We start from the raw sequence: 17,270 nt of genomic DNA, 5'->3' as shown, positions 1-17,270 counted from the left end.
CCTCGTTCGTCGTACGCATGGGTCTGTGGTGGCCTTCCGTCAGGGACGCCAGTGGGGGTCGTAACCGGTGGTCAGTTCCGGTCCGTTGTGATGCCACTTGGGTTCGCGGTTGACCGCGATGCTGGTCAGCCCGCGCAGCCGGCGGATGACCGCCCCGTACGGCTTGATCAGCGCGGACGACAGCGCACCGCCGGTCGGCTCGTCCATGAACGGCATGAACGCGTCCGGGAACCCGGGCATGGTGCAGCCGATGCAGATGCCGCCCACGTTCGGGCAGCCGCCGATGCCGGCCATCCAGCCGCGCTTGGGCACGTTGCAGTTCACGACCGGACCCCAGCAGCCCGTCTTCACCAGGCACTTGGGGGAGTTGTAGTCCCGGCCGAAGTCGGCCTGCTCGTAGTACGCGGCCCGGTCGCAGCCCTCGTGCACCGTCTTGCCGAACAGCCACTGCGGACGCAGCATGTGGTCCAGCGGGGGCGGCGGCGCCGCTCCGGCCGCGTGGTAGAGCACCCAGATCAGGGTCTCCATGAAGTTCTCCGGCTGGATCGGGCAGCCGGGCACGTTCACCACCGGCAGCGCGCCCTGCGACTTGAAGTCCCAGCCCAGATAGTCCGCGAGCCCCATGCAGCCGGTGGGGTTGCCGGCCATGGCGTGGATGCCGCCGTACGCCGCGCAGGTGCCGGCGGCCACCACCGCCCAGGCTCTGGGCGCCAGCTGGTCGATCCACCAGTTGAGGGTCTGCGGCTCGCCGGTGTCCGGGTCGTTGCCGAAGGACGTCCAGTAGCCGTCGCCCTCGATGATGTTCTGGTTGGGGATCGAGCCCTCGATGACCAGGATGAACGGCGACAGCTCCCCGCGCGCCGCCGCCCGGTAGGGGGCCAGGAAGTCCTCGCCGCCCAGGCTCGGGGAGAGCACCTTGTTGACCAGGTTCACCTTCGGCAGGCCCGGGATGAGCCCGAGCACCAGGTCCTCGATGGCGGGCTGCCCGGCGGCCGTCAGGGACACGGTGTCGCCGTCGCAGCTCATGCCCTCGGAGATCCAGAGGATGTGGATCTCGTCGAATCCGTCCCCGCGCGCCTTCGCCCGGCTGGGTTCGCGGGTCACTTCGGTGGTGCCGCTCTGCGTGGTCATGTCCTCGGCCTCCGCTGCAGTCGGTCCCGGAGTCGGTCGTAGGCCGCGGCCACCGGGGCCGCGAAGGTCAGGGCGGGCGGGTGGTCGGGGGCGCTCGGGTGCGGGCGGGTCGGTGCGCCCGCCTTCCCCTGCGCGATCAGCCGGCCCAGCCGGTCCAGGTCCGGCTGCGAGACGTGCTGCCGCAGCTGTGGCATGAGGGTGCCCTCCTCTTCCCGGATGTGTTCCGCCACCTCGTGCCGCAGCTGCTCGACCAGTTCGCCGGTGCGCTGGTCGCCCTCGCCGAGCCGGTCGAGTTCGAGGAGGATCTGCTTGACCCCCATGTGCTCGCTCAAGTGCTCGTCGACCTCCCGGTCGCCGTCCGGCAGCACCTTCCTGGCCAGCGGGTAGAGATGCATCTCCTCCAGCGCCGCGTGCTTGGACAGCTCCCGCACCAGCAGCTCCACGACGCCGCGGCGCTGCCGGTCGGAGGCCGCGGCCTGGTAGTCGCGGAACAACTGCTCGACCATCCGGTGGTCGTGCGTGAGGACGTCAAGGGCGTCCATCGAACCGTCCCTCCTCCGGCCGGCCGGCCGGACGCTCGGGGGGCCGCGGGGGCTGCGGCCGCAGTGGCCGGCCCGGGCCCGGTGGGCCGGCGGGGCCGAGGGGTTCGACCTCGTCGGGCCGGAAGTAGTGGAAACGGCCGTACCAGCCGTGCAGTTCGGCGGCCGGGTCGTCGTCGACCGTGACCGCGAGATGGACGCTGCCGTCCACGTCGTGGAAGACCGCCGCGACCTGCGCGGTGCGGCCGGCCAGGAACATGTCCTGCGCGTCGGCGCCCCGGCCGCGCGGGCGCAGCCGCACCCGGCTGCCGCCGCCGACGCGCACCCCGTCCACGAGCACCGTGTCGGTCGCCGGGGACAGGCCGTCGTCGCCGCCCTCCTGCCACCAGGCGGGCCGGTCGGCGGGCGGGGCCGCCGGCGTCAGGGAACGGATCGCGCCGTGCAGCCGCTCGAAGACCTCGCGGGGCATGGCCTCCACCCGGTCCACGATCTGCGCGGCCCGTGGGTCGGTGGCCCTTGCCTCGGCCTTCTCCTCGTCGGTCAGCAGCATGGTGCGCAGCGTGAGGATCTCGTCGATCTCCGCCGCGTCGTGCAGGTCGCCCGGACTCTCCGGCGCCACCTGCGGCCAGTCCGGCAGGATGATCGGGGCGGACAGCGCGGCGGCGCCGGTCGAGCCCTCCTGGGCGGCGCCGCCGAGCACGGGGAACGTGAACGCGTTGCGGCAGCCCCGCGCCTGATCGGCGAGCGCCTCGGGCGGATCGATCAGGGACACGAACTCCACGCCGTCCCCGCCGAGGAGGGTGTGGGTGGCGATCAGCGCCTGCCGCAGCGCCTCGCCGCGCGGGGCGTCCGGGTCCGCCGCCTCGCCGGTGTTCTCGGTGCGGACCCGCAGCCGGTACAGCTCCGGCGCCAGCGGCTCCGCCACGACCGTGACGGCGCCCCGCACCTGACGGCGCCGCCGCACGGTCCGGCCCGCCCCGTCCGGCAGCGGCTCGGTGTCCGTGCCGGCCGCCGCCGCGACGAGCGCGGTACGGCCGCTGCCGGTCAACTCCTTGAGCGGCAGCGCGAGTTCGCTCTCGCGGGGCACCGCCTCCTCGAACGACAGGTGTGCGGCGCCGTCGGCCGTGCGCAACGACTCGACCGGCCGGTGCTCCCCGTCCGGGCAGGCCGCCTCGATCTGCTTGTCCTGCATCTGCAGATACCGCACCCGCACCCGTACGACCGCGTCCGCGTCCCGGGCGCGCAGCAGGCACTCGGTCTGCTGGTACCAGGAGTCCGCGGAGCCGGAGATCCCCGGCGTGACCGGTCCGTCCCGCTCCACCCAGTCCCGGGGCAGCAGGACGCCGAACTGCCAGCGGACCCGGTTCTTCGGCGAGGACCGGCGGTAGGGGTAGAGCAGGTACCCCTCGTAGAGCACGGCGTCCGCGACGGCGCCGATCTGCTCGAAGGCGTCACCGGCCGGGCCGCGCGGCGCACCGGCGCACCGGTCGTCCAGCACGGCGGCGCGCGCCGCTCCGCCCTCGCCGCTTCCGTCGGGCATGCCGCCTCCTCGTCGCAGGTCTGCCGGCCCACTCCTTCCACCACGGTCACACCGGTCACAGACCCGCGCCCCTCCGGCGCACCGCCATTGCGCCGCGCGGGGGAAAACGAGAGCCCGTCAGGGCCTGTCGACACGCTGGGTGACGGGAGCAGGCGGTGGCTGCCCGCACGGACTGCTGGAGCGGCGAAGCCGGGACAGTCGGGCAGGGTGAAGACGCGTTGGCCGGGCACCCGGAGGACACCCCTCCCTTCAGGGCCGTCGTGCCCGTACCCGTTGGCGAGGGCGCTCAGCCAGTCGTCGGGGCGAGCACGGCGCCGACGTAGAACAGCACCAGTCCGGTGTCGGCGGCGAGCCCCAGCGGCTTCGCGTCGAGCAGCCCGAGCAGCAGTCCGGCCGCTCCCACCGCCTTGAGCAGGGCCAGGGCGGGGAGCCACGCGCGGGGCACGACCGGCGCCTGGCGCGATCACTGGCTGGCCGCAGACGAGCGCGAGGGCCGGCCGGTCCGGATCGGCGCGGTCACCGAGCACCTGCTCGCGGCGGGGGCGCTGGCGCCGGCGGCCGTCCGCTGAACCGGCGGGCCGGGCCTCTCAGGGCAGGCGTTCCAGGACCACCAGGGCCGCGTCGTCGCCCAGGTCGCCGTGCACGTGGTGCAGCAGGCCGCGGCGCAGGGCGGCCACCATCGCCTCCAGCGGCCGGCCGGCGTGCGCGCGCACGGAGGCGGCCAGGTCGTGGAAGCGGCCACGACGGTCGCGGCCCTCGATGAACCCGTCGGTGTACAGCACGAGACGGTCGCCGGGCCCGAACGGCACGGCCTGGGACGGGGGTTGGGCCGCCAGCAGGTCGCCCAGGCCGAGCGGCGCGCCGGGCTGCTCGGGCTCGTACGGCCGTGCCTCGCCGGCGTGGACGACATACGGCTCGGGGTGGCCGCAGTGCACGATGCGGGCCACGCTCTCGCCGGGCGGGAACTCCACCAGGAGCGCCGTCGCGAACCGCTCCGCGAACAGGGCGCCCGGGCCGTCGGGGCCCGGCCCGTCCGGTGTGCCGTCGAGGGCGGCGATCCGCCGGCGGGCCCGCTCGTCGAGCTGCTCCGCCACCTTCGTCAAGGACGGCTCCTGGTACGCCAGTTCACGGAACGCGCCGAGCAGCGTCGCCGAGGCGCCGACGGCCTCGAGCCCCTTGCCCCGTACGTCGCCGATCACCAGCCGGGTTCCGTACGGCGTGCTGAGCGCTTCGTAGAAGTCACCGCCCATCCGCGCCTCCGACTCGGCCGGCAGATACACCCCGCTCAGGGCGAGCGAGCCGATGCGGTGCGGGAGGGGATGCATCAGGGCGCGCTGCGCTGTCTCGGCGACCGAGCGGACCTGGCGCAGCTGCCGCTCCCGGCGCTGTCTGAGCGAGCACGCGGCCAGCGAGGTGAGGCCGACCACGAACAGGCTGCCGAGGGTGACGTCCGCGTCCGGGTGCCCGCAACTGCCGGCGTCCCACTGGAGCAGCCCCGTGATCACGAGCACCCCGCCGGCGAGCGCCGCCGTCGCCCAGCACGGCAGCAGCACGGCCGCCAGCACGGGGACGGCGGCCATCACCGGTGAGACGTGCAGCCAGTCCGGGGTGAGCAGATCGGTGACGGCGACGACCACCATGAGCAGCACGGGGGCCGAGGCCGGCAGTGCTCGGGTGGCGCGGCCCCAGGGAGCCCGGGCCGTGCCGCGGCGCGCGGGGTCGGGGGTGTGTCCGGATCCGGTGGGGGCGTCCTGGAGCTGGGAGGTGTGTGTGGTCATCGTCGCGGTGCGTGCCGTAGCGGGTCGAGGAGCCGGTGGGACCGGGCGGGCGGAGCCGGCGCAGGCGCCGACAGGCAGGTCAGCGCCGACGACAGAGGACGCAGCAGACGCTGGTCGGGGCCGCCGGTGCCGTCCGGCGGATCACAGCCATGGGCGCCGAGCCGGGCGAGGGCCTGGCGGGCGGCGGGCAGGGCGGGGTGCGGCCGGCCGCCGCGGCAGGAGTAGGCGCACAGTGCGGTCGTCCGCAGCAGACGGGCGTACGGCTGCGCGAAGGCGGAGCCGGGGCGGGAGCCCTCGGCCGCGCCGGGGTGGGCGTCGAGGAGCCGGCCGGCCGCCGTGACCTGCCCGGCGACGTCGGTCAGCGTGCGCAGCACCCGGTGGTCCAGGTGCCAGCGGCGGCGCCGGGCGGCCGGCCGCACGTTCCAGCGCAGGCTCTCGTGCGCCTCGTCCACGGCGGCACGGGCCCGGATCAGGGCCGTACCGAGGTCGTCCTCCCAGGCCGGCCCGAGGACGCCCCGCGGCCGCTCGCGGCGTACGACGGCGTCGGCGAGGCCGTCCAGGCAGCGGGCGACCCGCAGCCGCAGGTCCTCCAGGGCCCGCTCGGCGGACCGTACGCGCACGGCCGGGAACAGCAGCACGCTGCACAGCAGCCCGGAGCCGATGCCCAGCAGGATCTCCGCGAGGTGGGCGGCCAGCTCGTCGGGGTGGCCGCCGCGCACCAGGGCGAAGGTGAGCAGGGCGGTCATCGGCACATGCAGTCCGTGGTGCCCGAGGAATCCGTGCCGGGCCAGCAGCGCGGAGGCGAAGACGACCAGGGCGAGACCCGCCATGGGGGGTCTCGCGTACAGCGCCGCGGGCACGGCGAGCAGGGCGCCGAGCAGGCATCCGGCGGTGTAGCGGGTGGCGGCGGAGACCGTGGCCGCCACCGTGGTCTCCACGATGAGGACGGCGGCGACGGCACCGGTGCAGGGCGCGGGGATGTGCAGCAGCCGCGCGCAGGCCTGCCAGGTCAGCCCCGCCGCCACGGCCGCCCGTGCGGCCTCGGCGCCGCCGGCCCGTCCGATCCGTGCCAGGAGAGCGGGCAACCGCGCGCTGAGCATGTCCCGTCCGTTCCTTCCCTCGGATGCCGTCGATGTCATCGGATGCCGCCGGACCTCTCCGACCGGGCACGGCCGCCCAGGATAATCGGACAAAAGGGGCATGAGGCAAATAAGAAGTAGGAAGAGACGGCCAAGGGCCGCCTTATGCGCAACCTGTTCAATTCTCAACCGTGTGGGGCGTGTTCGGGCCTCTGTCCAGTCGGCACGCGGGCCCGTACACTGCGGATCCGCGGCCATGGGGGGCGCCGCTGACGGGGGGAGTGAGCATGTCCGGAGGTCCGTACGGTCCGAGCCAGGGGTTCGCGGTGCCGCCGCCGGTCCCGCCCATGCCGACGAGCCCGCCGCCCGCGCCGCCGGACGGATGGCGCGCCGCCGCGGTCGCCCTGCTCAACCTGAGCGGTCTGGGGCTCGGATACGCGCTGCTGCGGCGGTGGGTGCTCATGGCCGTGTGCTGGGCGGCGACCGTCGTCCTGCTGCTCGTGGCGCTGCCCGCCGACGCCGACGGGGTCCCGTCAGCCGCCCTCGCCGGTTACGCCGTCGTCCTGCTGCTCGCCGCCCTCCACGGCGGGATCGCCGGACTGCGCACCCGGCTGTCCTGGCCGCCCAGGGCGCCGCTGGCCCTGCTGCTGGGGATCGTGCTGCTGGCCGTGCCGGCGGGCGGCGCGCTCTGGTACCGCGACGCCCACGACGAGGCCGTGGAACAGGCGCTCCTCGCCCGCCTGGACAAGGCCGACCTGCTGGTGGCGACGAGCGGCCGCCGGCCGTTCACGTCCGCCGAGCCGGGCTACCGGTCGGCGCTGGAGGTCTACCGCGACCTCGCCGAGCACCACGCCGGCTCCCGCGCGGCCCGGCGACTGCCCGACAGCCTGCGGATCTACTACACGACGGTCGGCGCGGCCTACGGCCACCAGGACTACTGCGACGCCGTCGAGCCGCTGAAGTACCTGCGCACGGTGCCCGGCACCCTGCCGAAGGGCCGGCTCGGGTCATTGGCGGGCTGGCCCGACGACCGGCTCGCGAACTCCCTGTTCGAGTGCGGGTCACAGCGCCTGACCGCCGGCGGGACGGACTGGGACGCCCGCTTCGGCGACCTGCTGGACACCTTCCCGCGCTCCGAGGCGGCGGCCAAGGTGTCCCCGGCCGTCGACGCGGCGGTACGGCGGGCGAAGAAGGCCGTCGACGGCAGCGAACCCTGCGCCGCGGTCCAGCAGTTGCGCGACCTCGACACCCGGATCGGCGCACTGGCGAAGTCGTCGGGCGACGCGGACGGCACGCTGGCCGAGGCCGCCGGGCAGGCCGGCCGCAGCGGCGACGCAGGCGAGTACGCCTGCGGCGTCGACCAGTACAAGGACGGCGACTTCGACGCCGCCCAGAAGACCATGGAGCAGTTCGTCGCCGACAACAAGAACGCCCGGAACGCCGCCCGCGCCAAGAAGATCGCCATAGCCGCCGAGGTCGCCCAGACGCTCCCGAAGGCCGGGAAGAAGCTGCCCACCACCGGCTCCGGCGGCGGCATCTCCGTCACGGTGAAGAACGCGAGCCCGCACGACATCACCGTGCTCTACACGGGCCCGGTCACCGGCAGCTTCACCCTGAAGGCCTGCGGCGGCTGCAAGGCGTACACCCTCGCCGAGACCCTGACGACCGGCTTCAAGCCGTGCAGCGACAGCTCCAGGCACTATCCGCAGCGCACCATCAGCCTCCCGGCGGGCACCACCTACTTCGTGCACAAGCCGAACGGCACCAGCACCGCGACCCCGGCCTCCGACACGGCCGCTCTGCGACCCGGGTACATCTACACGGAGTGCGCCTACACGACCCAGACGTTCGGATCCGGTTACTGACGGAAGGCCGTCAGCGGCAGGTACGACTCAGGGCCTCCCCGGTGTGTCCGGGCAGGCCCTGAGCACGCCTACTCGTTCTCCGGGCGCTCGCCCTTGGGGCCGCGGCCGCGTTCCGTCCTCGGGCCCCGGCTCCGCCACCGCTCGTCCTCCTGCAGGGACTCGTTGGCGACGGCGTTCGCGTCCTGGTCGGAGAGGCCGGAACGCTCGGCGTCCTTGCGCAGCCGCGCCCTTCGGGTGTCGTACTTCTTGCTGCCGGGTTCAGGCACGACGATCACCTCCGCTTCCCGGGTCCCCAGCGTTTTCCGACGGCAAACGGGGGTCCCGCGCCGGGGCCGGGACCTCAGCCGGAGGGGTTGTCCACGCGCAGGCGCACCTGCTCCTCGAGGCGCCGCAGACTGCTGTCCAGTGCGCCGAACACCGTCTCCTCGCCGGGATCGTGATCGGTGTCGAAGAACGACAGGTGCACGGTGACCTCGCTGGCCCCGCTGCCGATGCCGGACACCTGCAGCCAGCCGGTGTAGCTGCCCTGCTCGCGCGTGCCCCACTCCAGACGCATCTGGTCGGGCTCGGCCCGCAGCAGGGCGGGCATGTCGTGGCCGTAGCGGTCCTCGTGCACCGTGACGGCGGGCGGGTCCTCGGCCTCCACGTGCACGGCGTCGGGGAGCCATGCGTCGAGCTGGCCCATGTTGGCCGCCTGGTCGAAGACCTGCTCGGGCTGTGCGGGCATCGTGCGGGACCATTCGTACTCGCTCATGCTGATACCGCCCTCCGCTCGGGAGTCCTACCCCGACCGCGTGCCCCGTCCACGGCGCCCGAAAAGTCCCCCCCCGTGTCGCCGGCGGTGATGTCGAGTGCGGCGCGGCGGGAGCCGAGGGGCACGTCCGCCGAGGCGCTAGGCGACGGCCGCGCGTGCCGTTCGCTCCACCAGGGAGACGCCCTCGCTCATCGAGGCGCTGCCGTTGGACAGGACGGCGACGAGGTACCGGTGTCCCTTGACGGTGACCTGGCCGATGCTGTTGACGTCCCAGAGGTTGGTGGTGGTGCGCTGCAGCCAGCCGTTCTTCAGCGCCCGCGGCGTCCCGGAGGCGCCCGCGGCCGAGACGCCCCAGCTCTGCTCGGGCACGACCCGGCCCATGAGCGTGCGGATGTAGGCCCGGGAGCGCGCGTTCAGGCCGGTGGCGCCGGAAGGAGCCGTCGCGCTGCCGTCGAACACGTCCCTGAGCAGCCGTATCTGGTCGCTCGCGGTCGTGCGGGTCAGGCCCCACTTCCCGCCGGACCCGGCCGTGGTCGAGGTCAGCCCCAGCCGCTTGTTGGCCGCCGCCAGCCCGGAGGCCTGGCCGATCTGCCGCCACAGCGCGTCGGCCGCCGTGTTGTCGCTGCGCTCGATCATCGGCTCGGCATGCCCGCGCTCCTCGGCGGTGAGCTGCCGCCCCGCGTCCTGCGCCTTCAGCAGCAGCGCCGCGAGGATGTCGACCTTGACGATGCTCGCGGTGTCGTACGCGCTGTCCGTTCCGCGCACCACCGGGGTGCGGCCGGCTGCGTCCAGGTCCAGTACGGCGGCCGTGGAGTGCGGGGAGGCGGCCGGCGCGGGGGCGGCCGCGGCCGGTGCGGGGTGCAGGGCGGCCAGAGAGGCCAGGGCCGCGGCCGAGGCCAGGAGGGCACCGGCCCGTGAGCGTGCGGAGGCGGGGGAGAGGTGAAACGGCATGGCCACGAACGTAGAGAAAACGTGCGCCCGCCGACGTGGCGGCGGTCACCATCACGCGCGTTCCGGGCGAATTGTGAGAAGAGCCACCGGCCCCCTGCTCTTCTACGCACCGCCCGCCGATTCCTCTGGTCGGCGGGGCCCGGCGACACCTTCTCGCGAGCCTCTTGGGCACTCAGCCCGCCGACATCCGCATTGAGGTGCACGATGGTGGGGTGACACTCGACGGCCGGGCCCGGGAGACCGCCCCGAGCCCGCTCGCCGCCCGCCCGGCGCACTCCTGCCCGGCGAGGGGTACGTGGAGTGGAGGCGACGAAGCCGCCGGTGCGCGAGAGGAGGCGGTGACGATGACCCGGACACCTCCCACGACGGTCACACCTGTACGGCTGTGGCGCTGGCACAGCAACCCGCTCAGGCGGCACAGCGACGTCGTCGAGGCCTGGATCGTCCTGGCCACCTGGGTGCTCGCCGTGTTCGGCGGCGCCGCCGCCGGGCTCGCCGCGGCCGAGACCGCGGGTGCGGCCTTCTCCGCCCGCCAGGCACAGGTGCACGCGGTGTCCGCCGTGGTCACCGACGGCGTGGCGCGGACCTCGGCCTCCGGGTCGGGCTACGCCGACGGGCGGGTCTGGGCCACCGTGCGCTGGACGGACGCCCACGGCGCCGTGCACACCGACCGGGCGAAGGTCCTGCCCGGCGTCCCCGCCGGATCCCAGGTCACCGTGTGGACCGACCGCGCGGGGCATGTGGTCTCCGCGCCCGTCACCGGCGCCGCGGCGGACCTGCAGGCGGCCCTCACCGGCGTGCTCGTCGCCCCGTCGGCCGGTGCGGCGGTCTGGGGCGCGGGATGGGTGGTCCGCGGCCGGCTGATCAAGCGGCGCATGGCCGAGTGGGACGAGGAGTGGAAGCAGATCGGACCCCGGTGGGGGAACCTCAGCGGGGGACGCGGCTGACCTGCGCCTGCGCAGAGTCGCCGCAAGGTGCAGGCCAGACGCGAGGACGGCACGGCGGATGGCTGCGTGCCGGGGCGGGAAGGGCCACCCGCTTCTCGCGGATCCGGATTGCGCGGTGCACGGCTGCGAGCCGCTTCCCCGCGTCTGTTCTCGGTCCTTCCCGCCACCACCAGCACACCACGGAATCCGCCGTCCCACCAGGCCTGGCGCCCCTTCACGGCCGTACTCCCGCAGGGACCGTCACCCGAAAGGGTCGTTCCGCCGCCGCGCGGGGCGCCCCGGCGCATGTTCGGGGCCGGGCAGGTCAGACATCCGTCATGGACGGACCGACTCCCGGAAACCCGCTGCCGCCCCCGCGCGTCCCGCCGCACGCCGACGTCGTGTTCACGGCGGACTTCGGCTCCACCCGGCAATGGGTGGCCGGCCGCACCTGGGCGTATCCGGACTCAGGCCCGGTCAACCCGGGCGACGACAAGCTGGACCACCTGGTGCCCGACGCCGCCTACTCCCGCTCCGGCGTGTTCAGGGCCACTCGCCGGGCGGACGGCTACTGGGACACCGGCCTGCTGACCACCGAGGGGAGCGAGGAGGCGTTCACCGTCCGCTCGGGAGACATCCTCCAGGCGCGGGTAAGGCTGCCGGGCGAGGCCGGGGCGTGGCCGGCGATCTGGACCTGGCGCGACGGCGACCAGGAGATCGACGTGTTCGAGTACCACCCCGACCACCCGGACCTGCTGGAGTTCGGCAACCACGTGCGCGGCGCCGGCCACTCCTTCCAGGACGCCGCCGTCCGCCCCGGCGCGTGGCTGGACCTGCGCACCGAGTTCGGGCCGCGCTCGGTCGTCTGGTCGGTGAACGGCGCCCCGGTCTTCGCGGACCACCGCGGCGTGGGCCACGGCTGGCACGCCTACCTCATCGTCAACCTGTCAGTGTCCGCGGGCCGTTACCACCCGGCGCCCGCCGCCGACACGACCGAGATGTCCTTCGAGGTGAGCAGCCTGGTCGTACGCCGCCCCGCCCACCGCGACGCGCCGTGCGCCGGGACGCGGGGCAGCGCGCTCCGCGACGACCGGGCCCCGTGACCGACGAGCCGGAGCGCACCCTGTGCGGCCCGGCTCCGGTGCCCCGTACAACCTCTGGCCCTCCTCGCGTGTCCAGTACATGATCAGCCGGCCGTAACGGGCCGGGTCGTGTCCTGCGCCTTTTCCGAGGAGACACCCATCGTGCGCTCAGCCTTCCGCCCCGCCGCGACCTGCGTGGCCGCCACCGCGATCGGAATCGGCTTCCCCCTGCTCGCCGCACCCGTGGCGCACGCCGAGGACCCCGCCCCCGATCTCGTGGTCTCCGCGCTGCCCGCCGCCGCGCCCAAGCCGGGCGAGGTGTACGACCGGTCCGTCACCGTCACGAACAAGGGCACGGCGGCCGCGGACGGGCTGACCTTCCGGATCCGGCTGACCCGCGGCCTCGACTTCCCGGCGCACGTCGACGGGTGCACGTACTCCACCGACGCCGACCAGGTCGGGCAGGCGCTGTGCCGGCTGGACACGGTGGTCGAGCCCGGCGCGTCCGTCACCGTGCCCGTACGGTTCAAGGCGCTGCCGAAGGCCCTGATGGAGGCCGTCGAGTACGGCACGAGCCCCACCGGCGCGGTTCCGGGGGAGGGTTACGACGACAGCTACCGGCTGCTGAACCTCACCGCGGACAGCACGGCCGACCTTCACGCAGAGGGAGACCTGGCCGAGGGCGCGCCCGGCAGCAGGGTGACCGTCACGGCGACGCTGCGCAACGACGGCCCCGGCTGGATCCGGAACCAGCAGAGCGACGACCAGCCGGCCCTCATGGTACGGATCCCGAAGGGCACCGTGGCCGTCGAAGTGCCCGAGGACTGCCAGCCGTTCGGGATCGACGGCCCGACCGGACCGTCCGAGCCGGGGCATCCCGTGTACGTGTGCTCACCCGCGGACCACACCTTCGAGGTCGACCAGTCCCTCGACTACCCCTTCGTGCTGAAGATCGGCAAGAAGGCCGAGGACACCCAGGGCGCGGTGACGGTCAGCTCCGTGTACGGCATCCACCCCGACTTCGACAAGAATCCGGCGAACGACACGGCCTACCTGAACGTCGACGTGACCCGCGACGGCGACCCGGGCACGAGCACCTCCGGCGGCGGCACGAACGGCGGGGACTCCGGCGACGGCGGCACCACTTCGAGTGGCGGGGGCAACGACCCGCACGGCCAGTCGACCGGCGGCTCGGGAACCACGGGCACGACAGGAACCACCGGCACGACGGGCGCGACAGGCACGACGGGGACGACCGGCGCCTCGGGGACGTCCGGAACGTCGGGTGCGTCGGGCTCCGGCGGCAGCCTCGCGGCGACGGGCAGCGACGACATGCCGGTGCTGGCCGCGGGCGCGGTGGCCGTGACGGCGATCGGCGGCCTGGTGCTGGCGGCCGTACGCCGCCGGCCGGCCGGAAAGTGAACCCGGCCGGGGAGTCCGCCGTACGCCTCACGCCTTGCGCAGGACGACGAGGAGCACCAGCAGCACGGTCGCGCCGGCGGCCGTGCCGTGGGCGACCACGGCCGTGAGCGGGAAGTGCCGTTCGGCCGTGGCGGCCCCGTGGGAGTGGCGGCCGGAACTGGGCAGCCAGCGCAGCAGCATCATGAAGCCGAACGCGGCCACGATCAGCACCACCGCGCACGCGGCCCAGGCCGAACTCCGCACCCCTCCCACCACATAGGCGGTCCAGGCGGCCAGCCCGGCCACGGCCAGGGCCACATGCCCGAGCACGAGCCACAGCGGCAGTCGCGTCACACCGGGCGTGCGCTGCCGCAGACCGCCGTGCCGCACCCAGACCGTGGCGAGGTATCCGCCGAGCCCGGCGGTCAGCAGCCACGCGCACAGAACGAAGCCACGCATGCGTCCCGCCCCCTGTCCTGTCTCCGACCGGCCTGCGACGGCGTCAGGCCCGCGTGGCCAGCACACCGCACAGCGCAGGAGGAGTCCGGACATCCATCCGCCGATTCACCCGTAGGGATGAAAAGTGGTGCTGCCGTCCCATGGGCCGCCGGAAGAGTGCAAGAGCGCGCCGTTCAGACCGAAAGCCGACCGCGCATCGCCCGGGCTTCGCCCACCCGTTGATCACCACGACCGGGCTTCGTACGCTCTCCCGATGGGACACGACGACCTTCCGATGCTCGAACTCGCCTTTCCCGGACCGGAACGCGACCGTGGCGTCGCGGCGATCCTGAACGGGGAGAAGACCGCGCTCACGGGCCTCATGGAGATCTACGAGCACGCCGGAGAGGCGGTGCCCCGAACCGGCCAGCGGTTCTCGGTACTCGACTCCGAGGGGCGTCCGGCCGTCACCATCGAGGTCGTCGACGTACAGGTCGTTCCCATGAAGGAGATCGACGACGACTTCGCGCACGCCGAAGGGCGCGGCTACCGCGATGCGAAGGAGTGGCGGGCGGCCCACGAGGAGTTCTTCCGGAGCGCCGGCGTGAGCGAGTTCCTGGGGCACACGCCGGTCATCGACGACGACACCCTCGTCGTCGCCGAACGCTTCCGGGTGGTCGAGGCCGACGCCCCGCGCGACCGCTAGCAACTCGCCGGTCCCCGCGGCGACGTCAGGAGGAACGCCGTCTTGCCCCGGGCCGCCCCGCCCACTTCAATGCTCCTACCTCCCACAGGAGAACACCTGTCCCACCACATCCAGTGAAGGGGTTCTTCTTGACCGCTCTACGCGTCACCGCCGTCACCGCGGCGGCCTGCGCCACCGTGCTCGCCGTCGCGCTGCCCTCCTCCGCGATCAACTCCTACAACGCCACACCCGCACCCGAACGCACCGAGGTCGGGGCGCTCGTGGCCACCTGGGACGACGACAACGACCCGGCGACCCCGGACCGCGTCGACTGGGTGTGTTCCGGCACGATGATCGACGCGGACACCTTCCTGACCGCCGCGCACTGCACCAGCGACTGGCCGGCCGGCGTCCGCTTCTACGTCTCGCTCGACCAGGACGTCCAGTCCGGGCTCGACGCCGCCGCGAAGAAGTACCCGGGCGACCCGGCCGCCCAGGCGAACGCCGTCGCCGTCGAAGGCGTCGCGCACACCCACCCCGACTATCCGGGCCCGGCCTCCGACCCGCACGACATCGCGGTGATCGAACTGCCCGCCGCGAAGGTCGCCTCCCGCTGGTCCTTCACCCCGGCCACCCTGCCGACGGCCGATCAACTGGGGGCGCTCGCACCGCAGGGCCTGAACTCCACCGACTGGTTCGTGGCCGGGTACGGCACCCAGGAGGCCGCCAACGGGCCCGGCGGCCAGACCCACCCCGGCGGCGGCGTCCGCATGAAGGCGCCCCTGACCTTCGACGCCCTCAACCCGGCCTGGGTCCGGCTCGCCATGACGGCCCCGCAGGGCAACGGCGGTGCCTGCTACGGCGACTCCGGCGGGCCCAACTTCGCGGTCATCGGCGGCAGGAACGTCCTCGCCGCCACGACCATCACCGGCGACACCCCCTGCTACGCCACCAACGTCGCCTACCGCCTCGACACGCCAGGAGCCCGGTCCTTCCTGGCGCCGTTCGTGAAGCTGCCCTGACGGCCAACGCCTCACGCCGAGCAGGTCATTGACAGCAAGGTAGCGGCGCCGCTGGATCAGTGGGGGACCCCACGTCCGGCGGCGCCGCTCCTTCTCGCCCACAGCCGGTGGGCCAGACGCCGGTCTCTGGTGACGACCGTCGAGGTACTGGTACATGATCAAGACATGGCGCAACCGGGAACTCGAAGGGGTCCCGGAACGTCGATCATGATGGACGCGCGAAGTGTGAACGGCTGCGGAGGACGTCGATGGGTGTGGCCCTGACCAAGGGCGGCAATGTGTCGCTGAGCAAGCAGGCCCCCGGTCTGACTGCGGTGACGGTCGGGCTGGGCTGGCAGGCGAACACCGGCTGCGAGCTGGACGGCAGCGCCCTGCTGTGCGACCGCACGGGCAAGGTGCTCTCGGACGAGCACCTCGTCTTCTTCAACAACCTCACCAGCCCCGACGGCTCGGTCAGCCACTGCGGCAGCGGCGCACCCGTCGACGGCGACGACCAGCGGATCGAGATCGACCTGACCAGGGTTCCGGACGAGGTTGAGAAGATCGTCTTCCCTGTGTCGCTCTACGAAGCCGCGAGCCGCGGCCGGTCCTTCGGCCAGGTGCGGCGGGCGCACATCCGCGTCCTCGACCAGGAGGGCGGCACCGAGCTGGCCCGTTATGACCTGGCCACCGGCGGCCTGTCCACCGAGACCGCGCTGGTCTTCGGCGAGCTGTACCGGCACGGCGCGGGGTGGAAGTTCCGCGCCGTCGGGCAGGGGTACGCCTCGGGACTCGCCGGCATCGCCGCCGACTACGGCGTGGCCGTGCTCAAGGACACCTCCCCGGCCCCGGCGCCGACCCCCGCCGTCCTACCGGGGACGCACGCGGCTGCGCCCGTGCCGTCCGCACCGCAGACGCCCGCTGATCCGTACCAGCCGTCCGTACCGCACACGCCCGCCGATCCGTACCGGTCGCCCGTTCCACCGAACCCGCCGGCCGCCGGTGCCCCCGCGCCGGACCCGGCGTCCCCCACATCCCCGTACACCACCGGGAGTTCCAGCGTGACCTGCTTCTTCGACCCCCACCACGGCCCCGGCACGACGACCGTCACCTGGTCCCCGCAGTGGGGCGTGCCCCGGCCGGTCCAGACCTGCGCCGCCTGCGCACAGCGCGTGCAGACCACGGCGCCGCCGTTCTACACCCCGCCCCAGCAGGGCTATCCGCAGCCCGTGCCGCAGGGCTATCCGCAGCAGGGCTACCCCCAGCAGGGATACGCGCAGCCGTACGCCGACCACGACCATCACCACCACGACGGCGGCGGCCGGCGTTTCGGCGCGGGCGCGCTCATCGGCGCCGGTGCGGCGGGCCTCATCGGCGGCGCGCTGCTCAACGAGGCGTTCGACGACGACGAACCGGACGTCGTGGTCAACAACTTCTACGAGGACTGAGTCCTCGGGACTCCGGGGACGGCCTCTCCCGTCCCCCCGCGGGGATGCGTCGGGTCCGGCGACGACGGCCGGACCGTCCCGGCGAGGCCCGTGCGCGCGACCGGACGCCTACAGTGGGTGGGCGCACATGAGTCGCCGGTGACGGCGAGGGCGGGGACGGGAGAGGGCTGTGCCGGAGAACGCCGCGGGCTTCGAGGACCCGTCCGCCGAGGTGCTCGCCGAGGCCGCCGCGGCGTTCGGGCTGCTCGCCTCCTCCGCCCGGCTGCATCTGATGTGGGCCCTGTCGGAGGGCGAGAGCGATGTCACGCATCTCGCCGACCGGGTGGGCGGAGCCCTGCCCGCGGTCAGCCAGCACCTGGCGAAACTGAAGCTCGCCGGGCTCGTCGGCTCGCGCCGGGAGGGCCGGCGGCAGATCTACTACATAGGCGACCCGGACGTCGTGGCGCTGGTCCGGGTGATGGTGGAGCAGCTGACCGCGCGCTCCGCGCAGGCGCCGGTCCCGGTCCGCCCTCTGCGGGGGAGCGGTGGCTGACAACGCCGTGCCCGGGGCCGGGCCGTTGCCGATGCGGTGCCGGGTGCCGTCAGTGTGATGAGCCCCACACCTTCATACAGAACACTTATATAAGGCGCGTACACTCCGGCTGCCATACCG

The 17,270-nt window shown here is 73.6% G+C and carries 16 protein-coding genes and 2 pseudogenes; 8 read left to right on the top strand and 10 right to left on the bottom strand.

Annotated features, from left to right (window positions below):
- Positions 1-39 precede the first annotated feature (39 nt).
- The 6 genes and pseudogenes from AB0950_RS34255 to AB0950_RS34230 all read right to left on the bottom strand — a co-directional run bounded on the left by AB0950_RS34255 (position 40) and on the right by AB0950_RS34230 (position 6,088).
- Positions 40-1,131 carry a hydrogenase expression protein HypE gene (locus AB0950_RS34255; RefSeq protein WP_360151242.1) on the bottom strand — a complete coding sequence of 364 codons (1,092 nt, stop codon included), beginning with the start codon at positions 1,129-1,131 and terminating at the stop codon, positions 40-42.
- Entirely contained in the window at positions 1,128-1,673 is a 546-nt protein-coding gene (locus tag AB0950_RS34250) for a hemerythrin domain-containing protein (protein WP_360151245.1), read from the bottom strand. The genes AB0950_RS34255 and AB0950_RS34250 overlap by 4 nt, the downstream gene beginning before the upstream one ends.
- Complete coding sequence (locus AB0950_RS34245) at positions 1,660-3,210, bottom strand: hypothetical protein (RefSeq protein ID WP_366780173.1); 1,551 nt, start codon at positions 3,208-3,210, stop codon at positions 1,660-1,662. Before AB0950_RS34245 ends, AB0950_RS34250 begins: the two co-directional genes overlap by 14 nt.
- A 301-nt stretch (positions 3,211-3,511) precedes the next feature.
- Positions 3,512-3,655 (bottom strand): annotated as a pseudogene (locus AB0950_RS34240) (DoxX family protein); the annotation flags it as partial.
- Between the two features lie 142 nt (positions 3,656-3,797).
- Positions 3,798-4,988 (bottom strand): PP2C family protein-serine/threonine phosphatase, encoded by a 1,191-nt coding sequence (locus tag AB0950_RS34235; protein WP_360151251.1) that lies wholly within the window; start codon positions 4,986-4,988, stop codon positions 3,798-3,800.
- A complete protein-coding gene (locus tag AB0950_RS34230) occupies positions 4,985-6,088 on the bottom strand; it encodes an FUSC family protein (protein ID WP_366780172.1) in 1,104 nt (367 codons plus the stop codon). Before AB0950_RS34230 ends, AB0950_RS34235 begins: the two co-directional genes overlap by 4 nt.
- 266 nt (positions 6,089-6,354) lie before the next feature.
- Here AB0950_RS34230 and AB0950_RS34225 point away from each other — a divergent pair, with 266 nt between their 5' ends.
- Entirely contained in the window at positions 6,355-7,932 is a 1,578-nt protein-coding gene (locus tag AB0950_RS34225; RefSeq protein ID WP_366780171.1) for a hypothetical protein, read from the top strand.
- A gap of 68 nt (positions 7,933-8,000) precedes the next feature.
- Here the strand turns inward: AB0950_RS34225 and AB0950_RS34220 are convergent, their stop codons facing one another.
- The 3 genes from AB0950_RS34220 to AB0950_RS34210 form a co-directional block, all read right to left on the bottom strand.
- Positions 8,001-8,198 (bottom strand): hypothetical protein, encoded by a 198-nt coding sequence (locus AB0950_RS34220; RefSeq protein ID WP_360569896.1) that lies wholly within the window; start codon positions 8,196-8,198, stop codon positions 8,001-8,003.
- 74 nt (positions 8,199-8,272) lie between these two features.
- The gene (locus AB0950_RS34215; RefSeq protein ID WP_360151263.1) at positions 8,273-8,686 is read right to left on the bottom strand and encodes an SRPBCC family protein; all 414 of its coding nucleotides are present in this window, start codon (positions 8,684-8,686) and stop codon (positions 8,273-8,275) included.
- 138 nt (positions 8,687-8,824) lie between these two features.
- Complete coding sequence (locus AB0950_RS34210) at positions 8,825-9,637, bottom strand: serine hydrolase (protein ID WP_366780170.1); 813 nt, start codon at positions 9,635-9,637, stop codon at positions 8,825-8,827.
- A 344-nt stretch (positions 9,638-9,981) separates the two neighbouring features.
- Between AB0950_RS34210 and AB0950_RS34205 the strand changes: the two genes are divergently transcribed.
- From AB0950_RS34205 to AB0950_RS34195, 3 genes are all read left to right on the top strand, one after another.
- Complete coding sequence (locus AB0950_RS34205; protein ID WP_366780169.1) at positions 9,982-10,584, top strand: hypothetical protein; 603 nt, start codon at positions 9,982-9,984, stop codon at positions 10,582-10,584.
- 317 nt (positions 10,585-10,901) lie between these two features.
- On the top strand, positions 10,902-11,666 hold the full coding sequence (locus AB0950_RS34200) for a beta-glucanase (RefSeq protein ID WP_360569890.1): 765 nt from the start codon (positions 10,902-10,904) through the stop codon (positions 11,664-11,666).
- 141 nt (positions 11,667-11,807) lie between these two features.
- Entirely contained in the window at positions 11,808-13,067 is a 1,260-nt protein-coding gene (locus AB0950_RS34195; RefSeq protein WP_366780168.1) for a hypothetical protein, read from the top strand.
- Between the two features lie 27 nt (positions 13,068-13,094).
- Here the strand turns inward: AB0950_RS34195 and AB0950_RS34190 are convergent, their stop codons facing one another.
- On the bottom strand, positions 13,095-13,505 hold the full coding sequence (locus AB0950_RS34190) for a hypothetical protein (RefSeq protein WP_330341905.1): 411 nt from the start codon (positions 13,503-13,505) through the stop codon (positions 13,095-13,097).
- 253 nt (positions 13,506-13,758) lie between these two features.
- Between AB0950_RS34190 and AB0950_RS34185 the strand changes: the two genes are divergently transcribed.
- The 4 genes and pseudogenes from AB0950_RS34185 to AB0950_RS34170 all read left to right on the top strand — a co-directional run bounded on the left by AB0950_RS34185 (position 13,759) and on the right by AB0950_RS34170 (position 17,150).
- Positions 13,759-14,190 (top strand): ASCH domain-containing protein, encoded by a 432-nt coding sequence (locus AB0950_RS34185; RefSeq protein ID WP_366780167.1) that lies wholly within the window; start codon positions 13,759-13,761, stop codon positions 14,188-14,190.
- 128 nt (positions 14,191-14,318) lie between these two features.
- Positions 14,319-15,191, top strand: a complete 873-nt coding sequence (locus AB0950_RS34180; protein ID WP_366780166.1) for a trypsin-like serine protease — start codon at positions 14,319-14,321, stop codon at positions 15,189-15,191.
- 248 nt (positions 15,192-15,439) lie between these two features.
- Positions 15,440-15,997, top strand: a pseudogene (locus AB0950_RS34175) (TerD family protein); the annotation flags it as partial.
- Between the two features lie 790 nt (positions 15,998-16,787).
- On the top strand, positions 16,788-17,150 hold the full coding sequence (locus tag AB0950_RS34170; protein WP_360151289.1) for a metalloregulator ArsR/SmtB family transcription factor: 363 nt from the start codon (positions 16,788-16,790) through the stop codon (positions 17,148-17,150).
- The last annotated feature ends 120 nt before the right edge of the window (positions 17,151-17,270 follow it).

The sequence above is a fragment of the Streptomyces sp. NPDC007189 genome (assembly GCF_040703635.1).
Classification (GTDB): Bacteria; Actinomycetota; Actinomycetes; order Streptomycetales; family Streptomycetaceae; genus Streptomyces.
The sequence above is the reverse complement of the archived record's forward strand: the minus strand, read 5'-3'. Positions and strand labels throughout refer to the sequence as shown.

What these genes read in the sequence shown, in the direction of transcription:
- AB0950_RS34210 (WP_366780170.1), bottom strand. Translation starts at nt 9,637, where the DNA reads ATGCCGTTTCACCTCTCCCCCGCCTCCGCACGCTCACGGGCCGGTGCC.
- AB0950_RS34255 (WP_360151242.1), bottom strand. Translation starts at nt 1,131, where the DNA reads ATGACCACGCAGAGCGGCACCACCGAAGTGACCCGCGAACCCAGCCGG.
- AB0950_RS34190 (WP_330341905.1), bottom strand. Translation starts at nt 13,505, where the DNA reads ATGCGTGGCTTCGTTCTGTGCGCGTGGCTGCTGACCGCCGGGCTCGGC.
- AB0950_RS34200 (WP_360569890.1), top strand. Translation starts at nt 10,902, where the DNA reads ATGGACGGACCGACTCCCGGAAACCCGCTGCCGCCCCCGCGCGTCCCG.
- AB0950_RS34250 (WP_360151245.1), bottom strand. Translation starts at nt 1,673, where the DNA reads ATGGACGCCCTTGACGTCCTCACGCACGACCACCGGATGGTCGAGCAG.
- AB0950_RS34215 (WP_360151263.1), bottom strand. Translation starts at nt 8,686, where the DNA reads ATGAGCGAGTACGAATGGTCCCGCACGATGCCCGCACAGCCCGAGCAG.
- AB0950_RS34245 (WP_366780173.1), bottom strand. Translation starts at nt 3,210, where the DNA reads ATGCCCGACGGAAGCGGCGAGGGCGGAGCGGCGCGCGCCGCCGTGCTG.
- AB0950_RS34230 (WP_366780172.1), bottom strand. Translation starts at nt 6,088, where the DNA reads ATGCTCAGCGCGCGGTTGCCCGCTCTCCTGGCACGGATCGGACGGGCC.
- AB0950_RS34185 (WP_366780167.1), top strand. Translation starts at nt 13,759, where the DNA reads ATGGGACACGACGACCTTCCGATGCTCGAACTCGCCTTTCCCGGACCG.
- AB0950_RS34205 (WP_366780169.1), top strand. Translation starts at nt 9,982, where the DNA reads ATGACCCGGACACCTCCCACGACGGTCACACCTGTACGGCTGTGGCGC.
- AB0950_RS34235 (WP_360151251.1), bottom strand. Translation starts at nt 4,988, where the DNA reads ATGACCACACACACCTCCCAGCTCCAGGACGCCCCCACCGGATCCGGA.
- AB0950_RS34225 (WP_366780171.1), top strand. Translation starts at nt 6,355, where the DNA reads ATGTCCGGAGGTCCGTACGGTCCGAGCCAGGGGTTCGCGGTGCCGCCG.